The 15,197-nt window shown below is 40.4% G+C and carries 14 protein-coding genes and 1 other annotated feature; of the genes, 10 read left to right on the top strand and 4 right to left on the bottom strand.

What is annotated here, in order from left to right; translation table 11 throughout:
- Window positions 1-214: 214 nt before the first annotated feature.
- Window positions 215-823 (top strand): transglycosylase SLT domain-containing protein, encoded by a 609-nt coding sequence (locus AAEY57_RS06910; protein WP_013464490.1) that lies wholly within the window; start codon window positions 215-217, stop codon window positions 821-823.
- A gap of 41 nt (window positions 824-864) precedes the next feature.
- Here the strand turns inward: AAEY57_RS06910 and AAEY57_RS06905 are convergent, their stop codons facing one another.
- Together AAEY57_RS06905 and AAEY57_RS06900 are read right to left on the bottom strand one after the other, a co-directional pair.
- Window positions 865-2,133, bottom strand: coding sequence for an HlyC/CorC family transporter (locus AAEY57_RS06905; protein ID WP_013464491.1), 1,269 nt, complete (start codon window positions 2,131-2,133; stop codon window positions 865-867).
- 61 nt (window positions 2,134-2,194) lie between these two features.
- Window positions 2,195-3,001, bottom strand: a complete 807-nt coding sequence (locus AAEY57_RS06900) for a cytochrome C assembly family protein (protein ID WP_350607080.1) — start codon at window positions 2,999-3,001, stop codon at window positions 2,195-2,197.
- Between the two features lie 223 nt (window positions 3,002-3,224).
- Here AAEY57_RS06900 and ffh point away from each other — a divergent pair, with 223 nt between their 5' ends.
- From ffh to tyrA, 7 genes are all read left to right on the top strand, one after another.
- Window positions 3,225-4,604, top strand: coding sequence for a signal recognition particle protein (gene ffh, locus AAEY57_RS06895; RefSeq protein ID WP_008464738.1), 1,380 nt, complete (start codon window positions 3,225-3,227; stop codon window positions 4,602-4,604).
- A 261-nt stretch (window positions 4,605-4,865) separates the two neighbouring features.
- Window positions 4,866-5,114: a 30S ribosomal protein S16 gene (rpsP, locus tag AAEY57_RS06890; protein ID WP_008114468.1), complete on the top strand. Its 249-nt coding sequence runs from the start codon at window positions 4,866-4,868 to the stop codon at window positions 5,112-5,114.
- Window positions 5,115-5,131: 17 nt separating this feature from the next.
- Entirely contained in the window at window positions 5,132-5,668 is a 537-nt protein-coding gene (gene rimM, locus AAEY57_RS06885) for a ribosome maturation factor RimM (RefSeq protein WP_008114470.1), read from the top strand.
- The gene (trmD, locus tag AAEY57_RS06880) at window positions 5,668-6,435 is read left to right on the top strand and encodes a tRNA (guanosine(37)-N1)-methyltransferase TrmD (RefSeq protein ID WP_008114471.1); all 768 of its coding nucleotides are present in this window, start codon (window positions 5,668-5,670) and stop codon (window positions 6,433-6,435) included. Before rimM ends, trmD begins: the two co-directional genes overlap by 1 nt.
- 33 nt (window positions 6,436-6,468) lie before the next feature.
- Window positions 6,469-6,828: a 50S ribosomal protein L19 gene (gene rplS / locus AAEY57_RS06875; protein WP_011327636.1), complete on the top strand. Its 360-nt coding sequence runs from the start codon at window positions 6,469-6,471 to the stop codon at window positions 6,826-6,828.
- A 192-nt stretch (window positions 6,829-7,020) separates the two neighbouring features.
- On the top strand, window positions 7,021-7,890 hold the full coding sequence (locus AAEY57_RS06870; protein WP_036956850.1) for an MYG1 family protein: 870 nt from the start codon (window positions 7,021-7,023) through the stop codon (window positions 7,888-7,890).
- 282 nt (window positions 7,891-8,172) lie between these two features.
- Complete coding sequence (gene tyrA / locus AAEY57_RS06865; protein ID WP_036956852.1) at window positions 8,173-9,306, top strand: bifunctional chorismate mutase/prephenate dehydrogenase; 1,134 nt, start codon at window positions 8,173-8,175, stop codon at window positions 9,304-9,306.
- A gap of 62 nt (window positions 9,307-9,368) precedes the next feature.
- Here tyrA and AAEY57_RS06860 read toward each other — a convergent pair whose 3' ends face one another.
- Window positions 9,369-10,526: a chorismate mutase gene (locus AAEY57_RS06860; RefSeq protein WP_013464497.1), complete on the bottom strand. Its 1,158-nt coding sequence runs from the start codon at window positions 10,524-10,526 to the stop codon at window positions 9,369-9,371.
- A 44-nt stretch (window positions 10,527-10,570) separates the two neighbouring features.
- Window positions 10,571-10,693: a sequence feature (Phe leader region), on the bottom strand.
- A 189-nt stretch (window positions 10,694-10,882) separates the two neighbouring features.
- On the opposite strand from AAEY57_RS06860, the gene AAEY57_RS06855 reads away from it, so the two are divergent.
- Window positions 10,883-13,885 (top strand): bifunctional diguanylate cyclase/phosphodiesterase, encoded by a 3,003-nt coding sequence (locus AAEY57_RS06855; RefSeq protein WP_036956854.1) that lies wholly within the window; start codon window positions 10,883-10,885, stop codon window positions 13,883-13,885.
- A gap of 15 nt (window positions 13,886-13,900) precedes the next feature.
- Here the strand turns inward: AAEY57_RS06855 and AAEY57_RS06850 are convergent, their stop codons facing one another.
- Complete coding sequence (locus AAEY57_RS06850) at window positions 13,901-14,230, bottom strand: SUI1 family translation initiation factor (protein WP_036956858.1); 330 nt, start codon at window positions 14,228-14,230, stop codon at window positions 13,901-13,903.
- Between the two features lie 247 nt (window positions 14,231-14,477).
- Here AAEY57_RS06850 and AAEY57_RS06845 point away from each other — a divergent pair, with 247 nt between their 5' ends.
- A complete protein-coding gene (locus AAEY57_RS06845) occupies window positions 14,478-15,137 on the top strand; it encodes a GAF domain-containing protein (RefSeq protein ID WP_036956860.1) in 660 nt (219 codons plus the stop codon).
- The last annotated feature ends 60 nt before the right edge of the window (window positions 15,138-15,197 follow it).

The raw sequence follows: 15,197 nt of genomic DNA, 5'->3' as shown, positions 1-15,197 counted from the left end.
AACCACACCACATAGGCTTTGCCTTGCCTAAATACCAAACAAACTGCTGCAAATGTAACCTTGAAAGGTCAACAGACCCAAGTAAGTAGCAGGCAAAAAAAACGCAGCTCATAGTAGCTGCGTAAATATTCTTTAGGGATGAAACAATGCTGTACTGCTGCATTCATAGATTCAGACCCACACTTTTTTAAAAAGTTCAGTGAGATCTTAAAAAATGAAAAAAAATATTATTACCTTATCTTTGCTGCTCACTATAGCTGGGTGTGCAACAGCTCCCCCAAAGCAACCAGAAGATATTTGTAAAATTTTCGAAGAGAAATCTGACTGGTATTTTGATGCCAAAGACGCGCAGGAAAAGTGGGGCTCCCCAAAACATGTGTTAATGAGCATGATGTATCAAGAAAGTTCTTTTCGCCACGATGCAGCACCGCCTATGGAATACTTCTTATGGATAATCCCTACTGGTCGTGCAAGCGATGCCTATGGCTATTCTCAAGCTAAAACGCCTACTTGGTCTGATTATATTCGTGAAACAGGTAACAGTGGCGCCGACAGAGACGAATTTGAAGATGCGATTGATTTTATGGCGTGGTTTGTTTATAAAACCCATAAAGTTAATGGTGTGTCTAAGTGGGACGCCTACGCACAGTATTTAAATTATCATGAGGGATGGGGCGGTTATAAACGAGGCACCTATCGTAAGAAAAAATGGCTAATGAGCGTTGCCAATAAAGTAAAACATCGGGCAAGCCGTTATGGCGCACAGCTAAGACGCTGCGAAGATGATTTAGATAAAGGTTGGTTAGAGCGATTGTTCTTTTAGATTAGATTAAAAAGGAGCCAGCAGGCTCCTTTTTTATTGGTTTATTTTTTACGTTTGTTTGGTTGAATTTTGACTTGTTTAATCATGTTTTCTTTTACCTCAAGTACTTCAACCGGATAGCCTGCAATACGAATACTTAAATTAGCATCGGGGATATCTTCTAAGTACTCAACAATCAAGCCACTCAATGTTTTAGGGCCGTCTAATGGGAATTCCCAGCCCATTTCTTTATTTAAGTCGCGAACGTTAGCACCGCCGTCGACAATGTAAGAGCCATCGTTTTGTGTTGTTACTTCTTCACTCGGCGTCCGAGTTTGAGTGGTAGTAAAATCACCCACAACTTCTTCAAGAATATCTTCAAGAGTGACTAAGCCCTGAATGTCGCCATATTCATCAACAACAATACCAATACGTTCTTTTGATAACTGAAATTTTAGTAGCTGAGTGTTCAACGAGGTGCCCTCAGGGATAAAGTAAATTTCACGTACCGCACGCAATAGCGAAGGCTTATCAAACTGCTCTTTAGTTAAAAGGCGAAGCGCATCACGAGAGTGAATAAAGCCAACAGCATCATCAATATTGTCGCGGTATAAAAGCACCCGAGTATGTTGAGCGTGAGTAAGTTGTTTACTGATTATTTTCCAATCGTCATTAATATCAATCGCCACAATTTCATTGCGAGGGATCATAATATCTTCAACGGTAACTTGTTCTAAATCTAAAATAGAGGTCAACATACTTTGGTGACGAGCGGGGATCAGCGCCCCCGATTCATTTAGCACGGTTTTTAATTCTTCTTTACTCATGCTGTGCTCATCTATTTGTGCAGCGCTAATACCAAATAAGCGCAATATACCATTGGTCATCCAGTTAACAACGACAACAAATGGGAAGAGAATTTTTAGTAACCCTTTGAGTATCACCGAACTTGGAAAAGCGACTCGCTCAGGATAGAGGGCGGCCAGTGTTTTTGGCGTTACTTCAGCGAAAATCAGCACCACAAGTGTTAATGCACCTGTTGCTATAGCAATACCTAAATCACCATACAAGCGAATACCAATAATGGTGGCAACTTGGGCAGCCGCAATATTGACGAGGTTATTACCAATAAGGATAAGACCTATCAACCTGTCAGGTCGACTGAGTAATTTACTAACGCGTTTCGCAGCACGATGATTCTCTTTAGCGAGGTGTCGTAAACGAATACGGTTGATTGACATGATTCCGGTTTCTGACCCGGAGAAGTAAGCAGAAAAAAGTACCAATAAACCTAAAATGATAAACAGCGTACTTGTCGATATGTCGTCCAACGATGGATCCTTTTTTTATAAACCAATGCGTATTAAGCTAGAGTGAGCTTTCAGAGTCAAGTTAAAACTTATTTAGAACCACTTCTTGTATAAAACGGCTGCCAAAATAAGCGAGTGTGAGTGTAAATGCGGCAATCATAATACTCACTACCACCACTTTCCCTCGCCAACCTCGTTTAACATGGCCAACGGCAATCGTGGCAAAAATAGCCCAAGCAACTAAAGATAAGATTGTTTTATGAATAAACTCTTTGGCAAACATGCCATCAAGAAATACAAACCCTGTAATCAGCGCCACGCTTAATAATACTGTGCCTAAATTTAATAGTTGATAAAGTTGACGCTCTACCACCATTAATGGCGGTAAATGGCTATGTACTATTGCCAGGTCCTTACGTTTCAAACGTTTATCAATAAAGTAAAATTGTACGCCGTAAAGGGTGGCAATAATTAAGATACAGTAGGCTAATAACGACAGTGAAATATGCGCAACTAACGCAAGCTCTACATTAATGCTATGAAGTAAAACGTGATGAGGAATAAACAGGCTAGCAATAGTTAACAGGGCAGCAAAGCCGTATACAACAGGTAATAGCAGTGTCGCAGGAAACTTCAAAGAGACGGTGGTGACACAAAGCACTATTACCCAACAAGTCAGTAATGCAACATTAACAATACTTAAATCTTGGCCATCGGCTCTAAACACCGAGTTTACTAAAAGCAGCATATGCGCCAAAATAGCGACAGTGCTCAGTATTATAGTAATTTTTTGGCTTGGTCCCTGACGATGAAACAATCGCGAAAGCACGTGAGACGTTGCTAACACATAAAATAAACTGGCAATAATAGTTAAACTAATAATCAGCATTTTGCTTTGGCCACTTAATTGAAGTCAAATAATTCGTGTTCGTTATCTGGTCATTGTATTTTATAGCAACGCAAATGCATAGACCCTGTAAAAAGAAACTCAATAAGCAGCACTTCAGCACTGTATTGTATGCCACCATTTACGGTATACTATTTTCAATTGAATTTTAATAACATCGACCTTATTAATAGAGTTGATATAAACGTCTTTTCGGAACCGTTACATGTTTGAGAACCTCCAAGAACGATTAGGTAAAACCCTAAAAAATATTAGTGGCCGTGGTCGCTTAACTGAAGACAACATTAAAGATACACTTCGTGAAGTGCGAATGGCATTTTTAGAAGCCGATGTGGCGTTGCCTGTTGTTCGCGAGTTTGTAAAGCAAGTTAAAGAGCGTGCGGTTGGTGTTGAAGTCACCAAAAGCTTGAGCCCTGGCCAAGTATTTATAAAAATTGTTCGTGAAGAACTTGAAAAAGCTATGGGTGAAGCCAACGAAGAGCTAAGCCTTAACGCACAGCCGCCAGCGGTAGTGATGATGGCTGGTCTTCAAGGTGCGGGTAAAACCACCAGTGTGGGTAAGCTGGCTAAGTTTTTAAAAGAGCGCAAGAAGAAGTCTGTGCTAGTGGTAAGTGCCGATGTGTATCGTCCAGCGGCAATTAAGCAATTAGAAACCTTAGCAACAGAAGTTGATGTAGAATTTTTCCCAAGTGATATTTCGCAAAAACCAGTTGATATTGCAACTGCCGCCATTTCTCATGCGAAAAAGAAATTTATTGATGTTGTATTAGTCGATACTGCGGGTCGTTTGCATGTTGATAGCGACATGATGGATGAAATTAAAGCCTTGCATCATGCAATTAATCCAATCGAAACGCTATTCGTTGTTGATGCAATGACAGGTCAAGATGCGGCAAATACAGCAAAAGCATTTGACGAAGCTTTACCGCTGACCGGTGTGATACTGACTAAAACAGATGGTGATGCCCGAGGTGGTGCTGCTTTATCTATTCGTCATATTACTGGTAAGCCAATTAAGTTTATGGGTGTTGGTGAGCGTACTGATGCACTTGAACCTTTCCACCCTGATCGTATCGCCTCACGTATTTTAGGCATGGGTGATGTACTTTCATTAATCGAAGAAGTCGAGATGAAAGTAGACAAAGAACAAGCGGCAAAAGTAGCACAAAAAGTATTTAAAGGTGATGGCTTTACGCTGGATGACTTTGCTGATCAACTAAAGCAAATGAAAAACATGGGTGGCATGATGTCGATGCTCGATAAACTGCCTGGCATGCAAAACATCCCAGATGCGGTTAAAGGGCAAATGGGTGATAAAACCTTTATTCAAATGGAAGCGATTATTAGCTCTATGACCAAAAAAGAGCGTGCACGCCCAGAAATCATCAAAGGTTCGCGTAAAAAGCGTATTGCTGCGGGCTCTGGTACTCAAGTACAAGAGATCAATAAACTGCTTAAGCAATTTACGCAAATGCAAAAAATGATGAAGAAGATGAAAGGTAAAGGTGGCATGCAAAAAATGATGCGTGGCATGAAAGGGATGTTACCACCTGGCATGATGGGTGGCGGTGGTCCAAAATTTTAATAATTTAACCTTTAATACCTTCAATACGAGATAAAAAGTAATCAATAAAGAGGCAAAATGCCTCTTTATTGTTGAATAAACTATGCACAGAATAGCTTATTCATATACTTTTTCATCTTGGATCACGGTTTAATCTACTAAACTGGCTTTTTGCATCACTTCTTACTTGCATTGTTGCTAAAAACTCGTACAATTCACCGGCTCCCCATACTGGGGAGTAAATCTTATTAATGAAAACAGTCAATCTATTTAGAGGACGGTATGGTAACTATTCGTTTGCAACGTGGTGGCGCTAAAAAACGCCCTTTCTATCAAATTGTGGTTGCGGATAGCCGTTTCTCGCGTGACGGTCGCTTCATCGAGAAAGTAGGTTTCTTTAACCCAATTGCTTCAGGTCAAGAAGAAAAACTTCGTTTAGATTTACCACGTGTTGAACACTGGTTAGGTCAAGGCGCAGGTCTTTCAGATCGTGTAGCTAAATTAGTTAAAGACGCTCGTAAAGCGGCTTAATAGGCGTAAGTGTAACCATGAGTCAAGAGAACACCTCATCAATAATTGTCGTAGGAAAGCTCGGCGCCCCATATGGTATAAAGGGCTGGCTTAAGGTGCATTCATTTACTGATGATCCCCAAGGGATCTTCGATTTCAGCCCGTGGTTGATAGGGCAGCAAGGTAAATGGCAATCCTTAGAAGTGGTCGACTGGCGTCGCCACAACAAAGGCTTTATCGCTAAGTTTGCGCAAGTAAATGACAGAGACCAAGCAATGGCTTATACCAATGTAGAAATTTCTGTTGATTCAGCGCAGCTACCAGAATTACCGCAAGGTGAATTCTATTGGCGAGATCTCATCGGCATGTCGGTTGTAACTGATAAAGGTTATAACTTAGGCATTGTTGATGACCTTATGGAGACAGGCTCAAATGATGTACTGGTTGTGAAAGCAAACAGTAAAGATGCATTTGGCCAAGCAGAACGTTTAATTCCTTTTTTAACTGATTCAGTTATTCAAGAAGTTAAATATGATGCGAAAGAAATTACTGTAGATTGGGATCCAAGCTTTTAATGAGTCAAACAAGTTCGTTGTGGGTAGGGGTTATCAGCCTTTTCCCGGATATGTTTGATGCAATTACAACGCAAGGTGTAACCGGTCGTGCTGTTAAAAATGGCTTAATCGATTTTAACTGCTGGAATCCACGTGACTATGCAACTGATAAGCATAGAACCGTAGATGATCGTCCTTACGGGGGCGGGCCAGGCATGTTAATGATGGTTGAACCATTAAAACAAGCCATTCTTGAAGCCAAACAGGCTGCAGGTGATGGTGCAAAAGTAATTTATATGTCGCCACAAGGGCGCAAATTAGATCAGCAAGGGGCTAGCGAACTCGCAAACTCTGAAAAACTGATTTTAATTGCCGGTCGCTATGAAGGTATAGACGAGAGAATAATAGAGTCGTACGTTGACGAAGAATGGTCAATTGGTGATTTTATTTTGAGTGGGGGTGAACTACCTGCCATGACATTAATTGACGCAGTAGCGCGATTAGTGCCAGGGGTGTTAGGACACAACCAGTCAGCAGAGCAAGACTCATTTTCGGATGGCTTGCTAGATTGTCCTCACTATACACGGCCAGAAACATTGGACGACAAACAGGTGCCTGCTGTATTACTCAGCGGAAACCACCAAGAGATAGCAAAATGGCGGCTTATGCAGTCATTAGGTAGAACTTGGCTTCGCCGTCCTGACTTGTTGCATAACCTAGCTCTGACTGAGGAGCAAGCGGTATTACTCGCGAAATTTCAGCAAGAGTACCAAAAAGCTTGTGGCTAGAAGACAGTTACACCTAGGAAAGTGAGAAACATAATGGCAAAAGTAAACCAAAATATTATTAAAGCGCTTGAAGATGAGCAGCTTAAAACAGACGTACCTGCATTCGGCGCTGGTGATACAGTAGTTGTACAGGTAAAAGTAAAAGAAGGTGCTAAAGAGCGTCTACAGGCCTTTGAAGGTGTTGTAATCGCTAAGCGTAATCGTGGTCTTCACTCAGCATTCACAGTTCGTAAAATCTCGAACGGTGAAGGTGTTGAGCGTGTATTCCAAACGCACAGCCCTCTTATTGATAGCGTAACAGTTAAGCGTCGCGGTGCGGTTCGTCGTGCTAAGCTTTACTATCTACGTGAGCGTTCTGGTAAATCTGCACGTATTAGAGAAAAACTTAACTAATACGCGCTGTTTATCAACGCAAAAAAACGGGTTGCAACCTTTGGGTTGCAACCCGTTTTGGTTTTAATGCTATTGCAATTTTTATATCGCTACATTTAAAAACCAATACACACCTTAACCAGCATGCGTTAAAGTGTGGTTCACTTCAAAGCACAATATCTTCTCACTTCTTGCAAAAAATGATGTACAAAAATGAATGATAAAACGATAGTTACGCACAACGGCAATTTTCATGCAGATGATGTTTTTAGTATCGCTGCGCTTAAAATTATTTTCCCTTCTTTTACCCTGATCCGCACACGCGATAATGCGATTATTAATGACGCTGATGTGGTTATTGATGTCGGCGGCCAATATGACCCTCAAACTGACCGGTTTGATCATCATCAGCGCGGCGGTGCCGGTGCTCGCGAAAATGGGATTCCTTTTTCGTCATTTGGCTTGGTGTGGAAAAAATATGGCTTAGCAATATGTGATGATAATCAAGATGTGGCGAATGCAGTTGATGCAGGGCTTGTATCAACTATTGATGCCATTGATTGTGGTCATGTTGAAGGTGTTGCCACAGGCATTAGTTTAAGCCAAACAATTTCTATGTTTAACCCAACATGGGAAGAGGAAAGTAATTTTGATGCTGCTTTTGATCAAGCGGTTGAATTTGCACACACTTTGCTGCTTCGTTTTGTTGCCTCAGCGCAGGGTGGTTTAAATGCTAAAAAGATTGTTGCTCAAGCAATTAAACAGGCAGACGATCCACGATTAATCGTACTAGAGCGTTATACGCCGTGGAAAAAAACCGTACATAGCTTATCAGAAGAGGCGCTATATGTAGTGTATCCATCGCATTCTGGTAAGTGGATAGTGCAAACGGTACCTGCAGAGCTAGGCTCGTTTGAAGACCGAAAGCCATTACCTGCACCGTGGGCTGGATTATCTGATAGTGAATTTCAAGCAGTGACCGGTATAGATGATGCTATGTTTTGCCATAATGGCCTATTTATCGCCGGTGCAGAATCATTTGAAAGTGTTATGTCGCTTGCGACTATGGCATTGGAATATTAGATAAAAAGTGCTAATTAAAGTGGCTATTAAGCCACTTTAATTTTCATTGTTTAAACTCGGCATAGACTTACATTTTTATATGCTTTTTAATTCACTTTACGCAAGCTGTGTTCTATTCATTTAATTATCCTACCTTGGTCGCAGTTGAGTGACTCATACTGATCTTTTCACTAATTAGCCTTTTAACCCCTAACGTATCCTGTTAGTATTTATCGTATTGATTAGTTTACTTTTTTGTAATTATTAATTTACGATTTTGCTTTTTTTGGATGGAATGAGAACGTGGCAGAGATAAGTGATTTAGCGCAGCTAAGAAAAGGTATAGATGAATGCGATGCGCAACTGGTTGCCTTACTTGCAAAGCGCAATGGTATTACTCAACAAATTGGCGCAATAAAACAACAAACTGGCGCGCCACTACATGCACCCGATAGAGAAGCTGATTTATTAGCTGCACGACGCCAAGAGGCAATTAATCAAGGTGTAAACCCTGATTTAGTCGAAGACATTCTCAGGCGCATGATGCGTGAAGCTTATCAAAATCAACAGGCCAAATTAGCTTGTGCCGACTCACAACTATCTCCGATTGTCATTGTTGGTGGTGAAGGGGCAATGGGGCAGCTATTTGCAAAACAATTTCAGCGCTCGGGTTACGAAGTTAAAGTTTTAGATAAAGCCCAGCAATTACAGGCAGCAGAGATTTTAAAAGGCGCAAAACTGGTGATGATCAGTGTGCCAATTAATGCCCTCGAAACGGTTGTTAACGCGTTACCTAAACTCGATGATGATTGTTTGCTGGTTGATATTACATCGGTTAAACAAGCGCCGTTAAATGTGCTCAAAAAAGTTCACAATGGCGCTGTTGTTGGCTTACACCCCATGTTTGGTCCTGATATTTCTCATTGGGTGAAACAAACCGTGGTGGTATGTGAAGGGCGTAATCCTGAAATGGCACAAGGTTTATTAAAGCAGCTACAAATTTGGGGCTGTCAGTTAGTAGAACTTGATGCTAAAAAACACGATGAAGCGATGCAAATCATTCAGGTTATGCGCCATTTAACCACCTTTGTGTACGGTCAGTTTTTAGCAAAACAAGGACATACACTGGCAGAGCTGCGTAGTTGCTCATCACCTATTTATCAGTTAGAGCTGATGATGGTCGGTCGTCTCTTTGCGCAATCGCCAGAGTTGTATACTGATATTATGCTGGCGCAATTTGATAATGTAGAAAGCTTATTAGCGCAGTATCAGTGTTTGTTCTCAGAGACGCTTAAAAAGTTAAAAGCAGGGGATAAGCCAGCCTTAATCGATGCCTTTGCTGATGCAAAAGCCTACTTTTCTGACTCCACAGCGCACTTTTTGACACAAAGTCGCAGTTTATTAAATAAAGCGAACGACGCCAAAGTACTCGATTAAACGTGACAGATTAATTAAAACTAAAAAAGGGCCCGCAGGCCCTTTTTTAATGTTGCTTTAGACTAGCTTTGTACGCTCACTGCTTGCAGTGATTCGCTTTGATAACAGCCTAATACGCGTACGTACTGGGTATGCTCTTTAAGCTCTTCTAACGCATGTTTCACTTGGCTATCAGCAAGGTTCGCTTCTAAATCCACATAGAATACTTCTTCCCATGGATTTCCTGGTACAGGACGAGACTCTAATTTTACTAGATTTATATTATGCTGTTTAAAAATCATCAGCGCATCGGCGAGTGAGCCTGCTTGCTGCTTAGTTGCCATAATTAAACTGGTTTTAGTGGGGATTTGTTTAGATACATGTAGCGGTTTACGTGCAACCACAATGAAGCGACTATGGTTTTCTTTTTGATTAGCAAGATTGGCCTTAATGACTTCAAGCCCTACATTTTTACCTGCTTGTGCAGAGCCAATAGCCGCACTGTTAGGTGTTTCAAGTGCTGATTTTAATGCACTCGATGTTGAATCGCAGGTCTCATGCTGCAAATCGCCAAGCCCTTGTAAAAAACGGCTACATTGAGCAAACGGTTGCGGGTGAGCAAACACTTTGGTTAATTGGTTAAGTTCTGTGTCTGGGGCGGCTAATAAACAATGCTCTACGCTGTGAGTGACTTCGCCGACAATAGAGACTTGCGCGTGTTGGAGTAAATCAAATACTTCATTAATACTGCCTGAGCTAGTATTTTCAATCGGTAACAAGCCAAAGTCGGCTTGGCCATTTTCTACTTTACCGGTGATCTCATCAAAAGAACTACAGCCAATTTCAATTAATTTTCCTGGTCGGCGACTAAAGTACTTATGACACGCAAGTTGACTGTAAGATCCTTGTCCGCCTAAATAGGTTACCCGATGGGTTTCACTTAGCGCATCAGGGTTGAGGTTTTTTTGCAGCATAGCTTGTTGATGTAATACTGAGTCTTCTAATATGGTTTGAAAAACATTATTTACATAGTAGGCATCTAAACCAAGAGATTTACCATAACCGATTAATTTTTCGAGTAATGCTAATTCACGTGCTTCATCACGAATTGGTTTATTATTCGCTATCTTATATTCAACAACACCATGGCTAATACGGCGTCGCTTCGCTAATAACACAAGTAGGTCAGAATCGATTTCATTTATATCGTGCCTAAGCGTGTCTAAAACATCATTGCTCATTTGGTTTTCCTCATTCCAAAAATGTCACTGTATTTAACAGCGTAAACAAAAAAGCCTCCCAGTTGGGAGGCTTTACTATTCGATTGATTTTATCTCACAAACAGGGAAGCCTCTTCTATATAAAGAAGCTAAAAAAAGATAAGAAAGTAAGTGAGTATTTTATATTCATGCCCTTAATGTATGAAGAGTAACCTCTAATGTCAACAAGCACTTATATTAAATAGGTTTTTTACCTGATATATATACAAAACATATTGTTTTTTAAAAACTTTACAAATAATTTATAATTCTGATTTGAGATCTGGTATATTTCTACTACTCGCAAAAATAATAATTATAAATAAGGTTGGCCTTTTGTGTATCGACGCCCTCCATCTCGATTTGGAATAAACTCACTCAGTGTCAAGTTATCACTGTTGATCTCTGGCATTTGTTTAGTTGCAGGTATTTGTGCGGCTGCATTAATGCTCAAATCAGAAGAGAAACAGCTTGTATTTGAAGAGCATGAGGTATTAAAGCAATCAAATGAATTATTAATAAACCAGTTTAATAATTTGATAGCGACCAAAGTTAAAATAGCTGAGCAAGCTAATATTGTTGTTAGCGAGCAGTTATTTGAGGGGCAATTATCATTTAAGAATAACAATGCCCCGACTATGCAAGTCACCAATGATGGTTCAGTGCGCAGCGCATCTGCCGATGGCTTATCTGCGGCGTTCATTCCCGAAAATGCTTATTCTCCTTTTTATAAACAGTTAATTGCAGATTCTGAATTGCTTTGGAAAGTGATTTCCCCCACGTTAATTCAAGATTTTTATAATTTTTACCTGATCACCAAAGATAATTTTATCCGTGTTGCGCCACCAAATTGGGCACTTAATGTCCCCGGAGATTACACCTTTAATCAAAGCAAAAGTTTTAATTACGCAAAATCGTTAACAAACCCACAACGCGAGCCGCTGTGGTCACGAGTGTATTACGATGGCGTTTGGAATAAGTGGGTCGTTAGTTTAATTGTACCTATTTATAAAAATGATGAGTTTTTAGGAGTTACGGGTAGTGATATTTCTCTCGATTCTCTCATATCGCAATTGCCCGTTGGCGGAAAAGAAAAACACTTAGTGGTGTTCGATAAGCAAGGGCAGCTATTGGCGCACCCTAATTTAGGAGCCGATAGTTATGCACAATACGGAGAGGCGGGTAAAAAGCTGCTACCTGGCGATTTTATTTCTCCTGAGCTAAAGCGAGTTATTGATAATGCAGGGCAAATACAATTGCCGGAATATGCCGACTCGTTTTCATTAAATGGTGAAGACTACATTATAAATATCCATAAAGTTGAAGGTGTAAATTGGTACGTGGGCGTATATAAAAAGCGCTCTTCTACACTATCGGCACTGAAAGACTTAAAACTGAAGTTTTTTGGCTTGTTTATTCTGTATGCCATTTTAGTTGCTTTGTTATTACACCAAGCACTTTATCAACTAGTTTTAAGACGCCTACATTCACTGGTTTATGCGGTTACTAACTTTGGTAAAGGTCAGTTAGAAATTGATTTTCCAAAAGAAAATAAAGATGAAATTGGCACGCTTAATGGTTCATTCAAAGATATGACCATTGAAATCCGCAAACTCATCGATGGCTTAAACCAGCGCATAATAGAAAAAGAAATTGCAGAAAAGGCTGCAAATCGCTTGTCTAAAGCGGTTGCCTTCTCGGGCACGGGTGTGGTGATTACTGATGAAAACTTTGTGATTGAATATGTTAATCCAAAAATGCTGGAAATGACCGACTTTGCAGAAAGTGATTTCCTGCGCCAGCCACTTCTGACTATTATTGCTAATGAAATGACCATGCTGGTAGAGGATATTGACATTGATTTGCGCAACCGTAATTACTGGCGAGGAGATACCCTTATTGAAGCGCAAAACAAGCCACCCATATGGGTATCGCTGAGTGTGTCACCTATTCGTGAAGATGGTGGAAAAATCACCAGTTACGTTGCTTCAGCGCAAGATATTTCATTTGTAAAAGAAAGCCAACGCAAAATGGAACAGCTCGCTTACTTCGACACATTAACCGGGCTTGCTAATCGTACATTCTTTAGAATGCAGCTTAGAAAGTCGATGGCGCTTGCTGAAAGAGGGCGTTACTCGTTTGCTTTATTTTATTTTGATTTGGATGAATTTAAGCGTATTAACGATACTTTAGGTCACGATGCAGGCGATCAACTATTGGTTGAAGTGGCAACGCGCTTAAAGCAGCGCTTACGAGCAGAAGATACTATAGCCCGTTTAGGCGGTGATGAGTTTGCGGTATTACTCAGTGGTATTGAGCATCAAAAAGAAGCATCGGAAGTCGCTGACACCATTCAAAAAACGTTAAATCAGCCAATAAAATTAGGTAGTAACGAAGTCATTGTTAGTGCCAGTATTGGTATTACCTTGGCGCCATTTGATAGCTTAGAAGAAGATCAGTTATTAAAACATGCCGATTTAGCCATGTATGAAGCAAAAGCGAAAGGGCGTAATACGTTCCACTTTTATAGCCAAGATCTAAATGCAGCCGCCAATGAGCGATTATTCCTTGAAAATGAGTTGCGCCATGCAATTAAAGAAAAGCAACTCACACTGCATTATCAGCCACAAGTTGATTGTCGCGATAATAGTGTAGTGGGATATGAAGCATTGCTTCGCTGGTTCCATCCTACGCAGGGATTCATTCCACCTACTAAATTTATTCCTATTGCTGAGGCAACGGGTTTAATTGTGGAACTTGGTAAGTGGGTGTTACAACAAGCGTGTGAGTTCACTAAACGACTAGAGCAACAAGGTAGAGCGAGCAACATGTCGATAAACCTGTCAGCAAGGCAGTTTAAAGACGCAAGCTTAGTACCTATGCTGAAAAAAATAATCATAGAGACGCAAATTAATGCTAAAAGCCTGCACCTTGAACTGACTGAGAGCATGCTAATGGGTAATGTTGAGGCGGCTATTGATCAGTTACATCAATTGAAAAAGCTGGGTATTTCAATTTCCATTGACGATTTTGGTACAGGCTATTCTTCGTTGAGTTATCTTAAACGTTTTCCTGTTGATATTCTTAAAATTGACCGCTCGTTTGTTAAAGATATCCCTGAAGATGATAATGATATGGAGATCACCGCTGCGATTATTGCGATGGCACAAAAGCTCAAGCTTGATGTGGTTGCTGAAGGGGTTGAAACAATAGAGCAAGTTGAATTTTTACTAAACAATAATTGTTTTATTGTGCAAGGCTATTACTTTAGTAAGCCCGTAGCCGAAGCCGATATCCCTGTGTTGTTTGATCAATTAGCTGCGTTAAAAGTCCCTGAATAGAACAAAAATTGCGGGTTAACCACCCGCAATTTTTACCTTAAACTTTAATCCTTCTAAAATCGCCTTTAACTTATCGCGATCATCACCTTGTACTTCAATAACTCCTTCTTTTACTGCGCCACCTTGGCCCATCTTACTTTTTATTGTTTTTGCTAACTTTTTTAAATCGTGCTGTTGGGGATCTAATCCTACAACTAGCATTACGCCTTTACCTTTTCGACCTTTGGTTTGACGTTCTATGCGAATAGACCCGTCTTTAAATAGTTTTACATCCAGTTCTTTTTCTGGCTTTGGCTGGTCAATTCGCCCTGTTGCTGTTGAATACACTAAGTGATTATCATTCATAAATAACCTATCTAAGATTGAATCTAATATTGGGCTAAATAATAACAAATTTGTGACGCAAAGGCGTAATTTTTGCGCCTAAGCTGAACACCTTTTAATCCCGCAAAGATAAACATCCTCTGTTTAAGTACCGCAATAGTGCTTATGAATAAAAGTGCTTAAGGATTTTAAAAAGCGCTTTAAATTGGCTAGCGCTATAAAAATATCCATGCTACTATTTCGGCATTATAGATGTATGGATGGCCAAATGATAAATTCTTATTTAGAGCAAGCTCAGCTTAATGTAGAGCAACAGTTAATTAATGCTGAGCTAGAAAAGCTTGAGCAGTACTTAAATAGCAATGCTGCACCGGCCGTGCGTTGGCAGTATCAAATTCCAGAACTCGGTGAAGGTGGCGCATGTAGTTTATTCGGCTACTTGCAAGATGAGCCGTTTAATTTAAACGATTACGTTAGCCAAAATACGCAAACAACGGCAAAGTTAGCGCAACTTCAGTTGATTGTTGACTATGTAATCGAAAACACCCAGTTAGATTGGTATGGCATCTATCAAAATACGGCCACCCCTGAAGGCGAGCAGTTATTAAAGCTCGCTTATTTTGGTGCACCGAGTCGCCCTTTATTTCCGCTCACTGCTGAATTTGCAACCGGCAGTAATAATGTGCAAGTGGCACTCAGTGGTAAAGGACGCGTCATTAATAATGTTGAGCAATATTTGGTTGCGGGTGGTGAGTATTACACCTGCGACCCTAAGGTAAAAGCAGAGGCCTGTTTACCACTATTTAATGCGCAAAAGCAGTGCATTGGCATTGTCGATGGCGAAGCCTTTAACACGGATTTTTTTGATAATGCAACACTCGCATTATTAATTGCATGCTGTATTAAAATTCCTCACTTTTTAGTGTAAATAACACTGGTCAATCGAGTGAGTTTTTATGTTAAGCTTAGCGCAACAGCTAACCCCTAA

Source organism: Pseudoalteromonas sp. MER144-MNA-CIBAN-0113 (genome assembly GCF_040308965.1).
Lineage (GTDB): Bacteria > Pseudomonadota > Gammaproteobacteria > Enterobacterales > Alteromonadaceae > Pseudoalteromonas > Pseudoalteromonas tetraodonis.
This window is presented reverse-complemented; position numbering and strand designations above follow the sequence as displayed.

Excerpts from the sequence above, each read along its gene's own strand:
- AAEY57_RS06910 (WP_013464490.1), top strand. The coding sequence starts at position 215 with ATGAAAAAAAATATTATTACCTTATCTTTGCTGCTCACTATAGCTGGG.
- AAEY57_RS06900 (WP_350607080.1), bottom strand. The coding sequence starts at position 3,001 with ATGCTGATTATTAGTTTAACTATTATTGCCAGTTTATTTTATGTGTTA.
- ffh (WP_008464738.1), top strand. The coding sequence starts at position 3,225 with ATGTTTGAGAACCTCCAAGAACGATTAGGTAAAACCCTAAAAAATATT.
- rpsP (WP_008114468.1), top strand. The coding sequence starts at position 4,866 with ATGGTAACTATTCGTTTGCAACGTGGTGGCGCTAAAAAACGCCCTTTC.
- rimM (WP_008114470.1), top strand. The coding sequence starts at position 5,132 with ATGAGTCAAGAGAACACCTCATCAATAATTGTCGTAGGAAAGCTCGGC.
- trmD (WP_008114471.1), top strand. The coding sequence starts at position 5,668 with ATGAGTCAAACAAGTTCGTTGTGGGTAGGGGTTATCAGCCTTTTCCCG.
- rplS (WP_011327636.1), top strand. The coding sequence starts at position 6,469 with ATGGCAAAAGTAAACCAAAATATTATTAAAGCGCTTGAAGATGAGCAG.
- AAEY57_RS06870 (WP_036956850.1), top strand. The coding sequence starts at position 7,021 with ATGAATGATAAAACGATAGTTACGCACAACGGCAATTTTCATGCAGAT.
- AAEY57_RS06860 (WP_013464497.1), bottom strand. The coding sequence starts at position 10,526 with ATGAGCAATGATGTTTTAGACACGCTTAGGCACGATATAAATGAAATC.
- AAEY57_RS06850 (WP_036956858.1), bottom strand. The coding sequence starts at position 14,230 with ATGAATGATAATCACTTAGTGTATTCAACAGCAACAGGGCGAATTGAC.
- AAEY57_RS06845 (WP_036956860.1), top strand. The coding sequence starts at position 14,478 with ATGATAAATTCTTATTTAGAGCAAGCTCAGCTTAATGTAGAGCAACAG.